Here is a 6,502-nt window from a genome sequence, read left to right on the forward strand (position 1 = left end):
TCACTGACCATACCATATGGTAATTAATATTACACACAAGTGCGGTAATGTATAAGATTTTCTTTCATACATATATGATACCATGATATCAAAAACTTCGCAATAAAATATCGAACATATTTTCTTTTTATAATGCTGGATACAGCTTTTTATAGGGAGAAATTGAATGAAAACCGTCTTGTTATTTTTATTTATTATGAGTGCAGATATGCACAGTTTGCGCTTTCATCTCGGTAATTGAATTGCCGAGGATTCCCGCTTATTATCCTAACCTTTTCCGAACTATAGCAATCCTCATAAATAATGCATTTAAGACAGTTCAGCAGAGTGCGAAAGACAAGGAAGATATCTGCAAGCGTGCTGACCGCACGGCAAAGATATCTGACGCAAGATTTCACACTCTGATGGGCCGGATTAAGATGCATTATTTTAGAGGATTGCTATAAAACCATTTTCAAATGCATTCATTTGTATAATATACGTAATTGTTTTTCTGTCTTGTACTTTCTCCGTCCTCTGCATATAACAGAGAAAGAAAATTTTACAGAGATTTTTCATTAGCGAGCATGTGTATTTTACAAACTGTTTCTATAATAGTAATCAAAGAATTGAAAGAGAAAAGAGGAATCATTATGTATCAGACATTATGGAATTCTATTAATAAACAGGTAAAAAACTCACATGCTTCCGCAGCTTTTCTGGCTGTTTCACTTATGGGCTGGACAACGATCGGTCTTCTGGCAGGATTTTTGATCTGCATGATCGGCGGTATGTCCTTCGTTACAAAGATAACCGTTGTTCTTTGCAGTGGCGGATATACAGGACTGATTCTTGGTTTCTTTGGCGGTATTTTATATCTGTACAGATCAGAACCCCACCATTTGGCTGACGCCACCCCTTCACAGGTTTCCACTACTTCTAAAATATCTCTCAACGCCAAGACAGCTGCCCGGTAATAAATCGGACAGCTGTTTTTTTGTGTACGCTGTCAGGCGCACACAGTTACAAAAAAATGGTGAACCGGACTGAATTCACCATCTTTTTTCTTTATCTTCTGTTATTAATAACCTCTCTCGCCATATCTGCAAGTTCACCGGCAGATAATTTTCCATCTATTTGCAGCAAATCATACTGGATGCCATCTTTATTCCAGTTAACGCTTTGAACCTGACTGACTTCAATCTGAGAAGCGCTGCCATCGTAACTGAATACAACTTTTCCACTGGCCTGGTCTTTTTTATCCTGTTCTGTCAATTCGTAATCATCCGATACTACTTTATTTATATAATGTACATAATACAGATTTGTTCCATTTATAGTGGCAATAATATCACCTGCCGGTGTAAGCTTTGAATTGAACTTCTGCTGTTCAAACGATACAACATCTCCATTCTTCTGATAATCAAAGGACACAGATTTAAACTTCTCAATTACATTTGCATTGTCGTCCTTAAAACTGTTTTTTACAATATTGCCATCCTTGAAGCAGTACCCGTTCTCAAAGGTATCAATCAGTACCGGTCTATACCCAATATCCTTTGTAACCTGTTCTGCCGTTGGAAGAGATGTATAATCAGCACGTGATGCAGATGAACCTGTCCACATTGAAATCTTTCCTGTTGCCGCCACAGCAGTAGCTCCAATTGTAAGTGTTGCAGCTATCAACAAAGGTAATATTTTCTTTTTTGATCTCATAGTCGTTTGCTTCCTTTCTGTATCTGCGAAATCAAGTTTTGCATAAACTCTCTGTCTGATATTCTCTGTATCAATATCAAGAGCATTGCAGGAAGTATCTGCCTGTTTTTGTATTCCCAATTCTTTAAGCAAATTTTTTCTTCTCATAATCTTTCCTCCGCATTCGATAACATTTTTCTGAGTTTTCTTTTTCCTCTTGAAAGTCTGGTCTTAACTGTAGAAATGTTAAGTCCCATTGCTTTTGAAATGTCCTTGATTTTTTCATCAAATTTATACCGTCTTACAAAAATCTCGCTGTCAGGTTCGCCAAGGCTCATAACTGTTTCCCATACATAATTATTGTGAAAATTCTCTTCCATGAAATTTTTGCCATCTGACAGTTCAATATCTTCAAGAAATGTATGATCCGTTTTTCTGTTTATCCGTTTCAGAGCAAAATTCCGGGCAACGGCAGCAAGATATGACCGTAATGTACCTTTCTGTAAATCTATCCTCCCGGCATTCTTCCAGAGTACAACAAACACATCTGCCACAATTTCTTCAATATCCTCTTTCGGAAGTGAATTGCCGGTCATATGATACAAAACAGTACTCAAATACGGTGTATAAATTCGGATTGCTTCATCTATTGAATTTTTTTCTCTGTTCCTGAGACGCTGCAAAAGCTCTGCTTCATCTGTCATATCAACCCAACTTTCTTTTTAATACTTTCAAAAATTAAAAGCTTTTAACCTTTACATTCTTATATATCCTGCCAGGGAACAAAAAGTTTCATTTCTTATAAAAAAAGTATACAGAACTTGTGTTAAATTCTGTACACTCTCAATGAACTGTTCCTTTTGCATTTTATCTTCTACCCATCCATTTACCTCTGATACCTGATAAAAATAAAACCTCCAAACTGAGTAATCTTATCTTACATCAGTTTGAAGGTTTGCACAAAACTTCCTTGCTCAATCAAAACAAATCGTTTTCTAAGGTTTAGTTAAAATCCCAGAATCCAGTCCCTGTTTCAGGATCGTATTTGCGGTGGATAGTTCCGCCTGTTACCGGACGAAGTTCGATTTCTGTAGTATACAGTACAGTAATTGATTTCATATGACCTGCTGCCATGCAATGTCGTTCACCATCTTTATAAGAGAATACTGCATGAGTATGATGGTAACAGATATTATTTTCACCTGTGACCACGTTGCCGTTTAAAGATACCAACTCAAGCATTCCGGAAATACGCTGTTCTTCGAAGCTGCCTGTCTCTGGGATAAAGGTCTGAATTTCTGCATCCTTACATCCTCCGATCCCGGAAAAAGTGGCTGATCTGATATTTTCTTTTTTACATATTTCGAGGATTGTACTGATAATCTCGTCATCACGATCCATTCTTATGTAATAGCATTCGCCGAATTTTCTGTAGTCCATTTTTTATCTCCATTTAAGTTATTGCTTTTGAATAAATATTGCTTAACAGAAATATTATATTCCTGTTCCCTGCAGATAACAATCCCCAAAAATCTCTGGCAGGGATTGCTATAGTAATGAATATTTATAGTGTATTATTATCTGTTTATCCAAGAGCTACATCCAGAATCATCATCAGAGAGAATCCTACCGCAAAGAAAATAGTTCCAATGTCTGGAGTGTTCTCCGGCAGACATTTCGGGTATGAGTTCTTCTACTACTACATAGAGCATAGCTCCGGCTGCGAAGCTTAAAAGATATGGAAGTGCCGGGACAATGAGGCCGGCAGCCAGGATTGTGAGGACTGCACCGACAGGTTCTACAATCCCGGACAGGACTCCGCCTGCAAAGGCTTTGGTTTTTCCCATTCCCTCAGAACGCAGGGGCATAGAAATAATGGCTCCCTCGGGAAAGTTTTGAATGGCAATCCCGATAGAAAGAGCCATGGCTCCCATTATAGTGATCTGGGCGTGACCTGTTAAATAGCCTGCGTATACGACTCCTACTGCCATTCCCTCCGGAATATTATGCAGAGTTACTGCAAGAACCAGCATGGTAGTTCTCTGAAGTTTGCTCTTCGGACCTTCTGCCTTGTTACTGTTCTGGTGAAGATGCGGGATCATGTGATCCAGCAAGAGCAAAAAAAACACCCCTATCCAAAATCCCACTGCTGCCGGTACAAATGAAAGCTTCCCCAGTCCGGAAGACTGTTCAATTGCCGGGATTAGCAGACTCCATATGGAAGCTGCAACCATAACTCCTGCTGCAAAGCCGGTAAGTGCCCTTTGAATCTGTTCATTCAGATTCTTCTTCATGAAAAATACGCAGGCGGCTCCTGCAGAAGTTCCAAGAAAAGGAATCAAAATTCCATAAAATACATTTATATCCATCAATTTATTCCTCCTGTTTTTATTTGTATGCAAATAAAAGAAATAGGTTCTTGTTATTTGTTTGATTTAGTTAGTCTATTCTAACTCTAATCAGTATATCAGATTTTTTGACAAATAAAAAGAGAATACAAAATTTTTTGTTATTTTGTATTCTCTACATTAGAGCGTGTTTGAAAAAGCTTTCTGCAAAATATACTGCAAAGTGGGGCGTGCAGATTGCGGAAATGTTTTTCAAAACACGTTACATAGTGCAACAGAAATAAATATTCTCATGTAAACTGCATTTTGGATTAAATCCTGCGTGGCAGTAAGGGCAGCTGCCTTTTTTGTATTCCTGAAGTGTAAGTTTCCTGCCGCAGTTTCCGCATAAAACAGGATAAGCTTCTTCCGGTGTTGTTGCCATAAATGAATGATCTTCCAGTTCATCGTGGCAGGAATAACATGCGTAATATTTCCTGCACTTCGCGCAGAGCAATGCAGCTATGTCAAGCTGTGTGTGATAGTGTGTACACCGTCCTGCTTTATCAAGTCCGATTCCGTGAATCTTTATGTTTTCCTGCTTTACCAGATTGTCTTCCGGCAGGCTATTCTTTAACCTGTTACTTTTATCAGCGGTTTCCTGCATTGTTGATTCCTTTTCTGATGGGAATTGCGATCAGTACTGCAAGAACTGTGATCACAATATCCTTTGGAATAAATGCTGTTAAGGAGTATACTGCGATTGCCGGGATGCTCATGGAGCCTCCTACAAAGTGCCACTGCAGACCACCGATTGTCTCAACGATCAGAAGTCCGATCAGTGCGAATCCGATTGAGATTGCAAGATTCTTTGTCTTGTTCTCTGTTTTCGGACGGATTCCGCAGAGCCAGGTCATGATCGGCCATGCCCAGATGTATCCTCCTGTAACTCCTACGATGCTGCTGATTCCGCCTGAGAAGTTAGCAAAGATCGGAAGACCGATGGCTCCTAACAGAACGTAAACCAGTGTTGCTGTAGTTCCAAGCCTGGAACCAAGTACTGCGCCTACAAGTGCTACACCAAATACCTGAATGGTGATCGGTACACCGGTAGGCATTGGCAGTGAAATCTGTGATATTACTGCAAGAACTGCTGCAAACATACCAACCAGTACCATTTCTCTGGTTGTAAATTTTCTCTCTGCCAGCAGGGCTTTTTGCATATGACTGACTCATAATAAGACTCTCCTCTTTCCCTGTTAATGATTGATTTTGACCTTCTTTTTTATATCATAAGCAGAGAAGATTGTCAACCCGTTCTTCAATTTTGGGTTTACATTTGTAATAAGTCGTTACTGTTCACACACCACTGTCCCGCGAGGTGTTTTGGCATGAATATGCCAAAATCCCGAGACATACCGCGCGAATTTATGCGATTAGCATAAATTAAGTTTGCGAAGCAAATGATACTCCTTGGGCATTGCACAAGGAGGTTCATATTTCCTGCATCGCAAAGCGTGTTGCTGTGAACAGTAACAATAAATCATATATAGCGTTGTTATTTCACTATCTTCTCAATCATGCACTGATGCTCTTTATCCTTCTTCGAATAATTAATCCCTGCCAAAAGAATATTTCCTGCATATTCCTCCAGACTTTTACAATATTGCTTCTGTTTAATCTGAGAAATAGCTCCTTTGGCACTTTTATCCCATTTTAATTCCACTACCAGAGCAGGTTTATCAGGAAATTTTTTTCTCGGAATAAAGACCATATCCGCAAATCCCTTTCCTGTTGGCAGTTCACGATATACGCTATAATAGTTTCTAGCCGCATACAGAGCCAGTGAAATAGTATAACTTAATGCATTTTCATCATTATACTGAAGATGCGAGGTCTCAAAGTGTGCTCTTTGGATTCCCTGTGCAACCATCTGCTCATTCTGATTCCAGATTGCATTCAGGACATCTGCCGAATTTTTTAAAGCTTTTGACACTTCACCCCAGTCTGATACAGAAACAGCATTTGCATACTCATTCCGGATTTCATTATTAGGAATATACACACAATGTTCTGTAGAATCATATGCCAGATATCCCAGATGGATCAATAAGGTCAAAACATCATTCTCATCCCGGAATGTCGTCATATCATTTGTAAAATTTCCGGTATTAACAGGAATATGCTCTCCTGCCAGCATACTGAGAATATCATCCTTTAACCCCTCAAAATTCATATCTATATAAGTCTGCAGTGCTTCAAAAGATTCTGTCATATTCCAGTAGTTTCTGATAGAACCAAAAAGCATGCCGTTTACCACAGACCTTGGATTATAAACCGGCTCACAGTTTTCAAACCTGTACCCGTCATACCATTCTCTGATTTCCCTCATATCCATATGATATTTCTCACATAATTCTCTGACTTCTGTCTCTGTAAAACCCACAAACTTCGCCAGAGGTCCTGCATAAATCATAGAAAATTCATCAAACATATTCAGG

The 6,502-nt window shown here is 39.1% G+C and carries 8 protein-coding genes and 1 pseudogene; 2 read left to right on the top strand and 7 right to left on the bottom strand.

Going from position 1 to position 6,502, the window contains the following annotated elements; all coding sequences use genetic code 11:
• The first annotated feature begins 632 nt into the window (after positions 1-632).
• The gene (locus AC075L_RS19325; protein ID WP_022381083.1) at positions 633-956 is read left to right on the top strand and encodes a hypothetical protein; all 324 of its coding nucleotides are present in this window, start codon (positions 633-635) and stop codon (positions 954-956) included.
• Positions 957-1,047: 91 nt separating this feature from the next.
• Here the strand turns inward: AC075L_RS19325 and AC075L_RS19330 are convergent, their stop codons facing one another.
• The 4 genes and pseudogenes from AC075L_RS19330 to AC075L_RS19345 all read right to left on the bottom strand — a co-directional run bounded on the left by AC075L_RS19330 (position 1,048) and on the right by AC075L_RS19345 (position 4,043).
• Positions 1,048-1,842: a hypothetical protein gene (locus AC075L_RS19330; protein WP_022381082.1), complete on the bottom strand. Its 795-nt coding sequence runs from the start codon at positions 1,840-1,842 to the stop codon at positions 1,048-1,050.
• The gene (locus AC075L_RS19335; RefSeq protein ID WP_118409173.1) at positions 1,839-2,378 is read right to left on the bottom strand and encodes an RNA polymerase sigma factor; all 540 of its coding nucleotides are present in this window, start codon (positions 2,376-2,378) and stop codon (positions 1,839-1,841) included. The genes AC075L_RS19330 and AC075L_RS19335 overlap by 4 nt, the downstream gene beginning before the upstream one ends.
• A 298-nt stretch (positions 2,379-2,676) precedes the next feature.
• Complete coding sequence (locus AC075L_RS19340; protein WP_022381195.1) at positions 2,677-3,114, bottom strand: PPC domain-containing DNA-binding protein; 438 nt, start codon at positions 3,112-3,114, stop codon at positions 2,677-2,679.
• Positions 3,115-3,259: 145 nt separating this feature from the next.
• A pseudogene (locus AC075L_RS19345) lies at positions 3,260-4,043 on the bottom strand (ZIP family metal transporter).
• A 170-nt stretch (positions 4,044-4,213) separates the two neighbouring features.
• Here AC075L_RS19345 and AC075L_RS19350 point away from each other — a divergent pair.
• The gene (locus tag AC075L_RS19350; RefSeq protein ID WP_349826207.1) at positions 4,214-4,306 is read left to right on the top strand and encodes a DUF6783 domain-containing protein; all 93 of its coding nucleotides are present in this window, start codon (positions 4,214-4,216) and stop codon (positions 4,304-4,306) included.
• On the opposite strand, the gene AC075L_RS19355 is transcribed toward AC075L_RS19350, so the two are convergent.
• The 3 genes from AC075L_RS19355 to AC075L_RS19365 form a co-directional block, all read right to left on the bottom strand.
• Positions 4,285-4,668, bottom strand: coding sequence for a CHY zinc finger protein (locus tag AC075L_RS19355; RefSeq protein ID WP_022381193.1), 384 nt, complete (start codon positions 4,666-4,668; stop codon positions 4,285-4,287). The genes AC075L_RS19350 and AC075L_RS19355 overlap by 22 nt on opposite strands.
• Complete coding sequence (locus AC075L_RS19360) at positions 4,652-5,224, bottom strand: biotin transporter BioY (protein ID WP_476388040.1); 573 nt, start codon at positions 5,222-5,224, stop codon at positions 4,652-4,654. Before AC075L_RS19360 ends, AC075L_RS19355 begins: the two co-directional genes overlap by 17 nt.
• Before the next feature lie 335 nt (positions 5,225-5,559).
• A partial coding sequence (locus tag AC075L_RS19365) for a PD-(D/E)XK nuclease domain-containing protein (RefSeq protein ID WP_476388041.1) occupies positions 5,560-6,502 on the bottom strand: 943 nt, incomplete at its 5' end.

The sequence above is a fragment of the Blautia sp. ZXY-1-B12 genome, from assembly GCF_056339915.1.

Coding starts and splice junctions, on each gene's coding strand:
- AC075L_RS19360 (WP_476388040.1), bottom strand. CDS start 5,224: ATGCAAAAAGCCCTGCTGGCAGAGAGAAAATTTACAACCAGAGAAATG.
- AC075L_RS19340 (WP_022381195.1), bottom strand. CDS start 3,114: ATGGACTACAGAAAATTCGGCGAATGCTATTACATAAGAATGGATCGT.
- AC075L_RS19325 (WP_022381083.1), top strand. CDS start 633: ATGTATCAGACATTATGGAATTCTATTAATAAACAGGTAAAAAACTCA.
- AC075L_RS19355 (WP_022381193.1), bottom strand. CDS start 4,668: ATGCAGGAAACCGCTGATAAAAGTAACAGGTTAAAGAATAGCCTGCCG.
- AC075L_RS19330 (WP_022381082.1), bottom strand. CDS start 1,842: ATGAGAAGAAAAAATTTGCTTAAAGAATTGGGAATACAAAAACAGGCA.
- AC075L_RS19335 (WP_118409173.1), bottom strand. CDS start 2,378: ATGACAGATGAAGCAGAGCTTTTGCAGCGTCTCAGGAACAGAGAAAAA.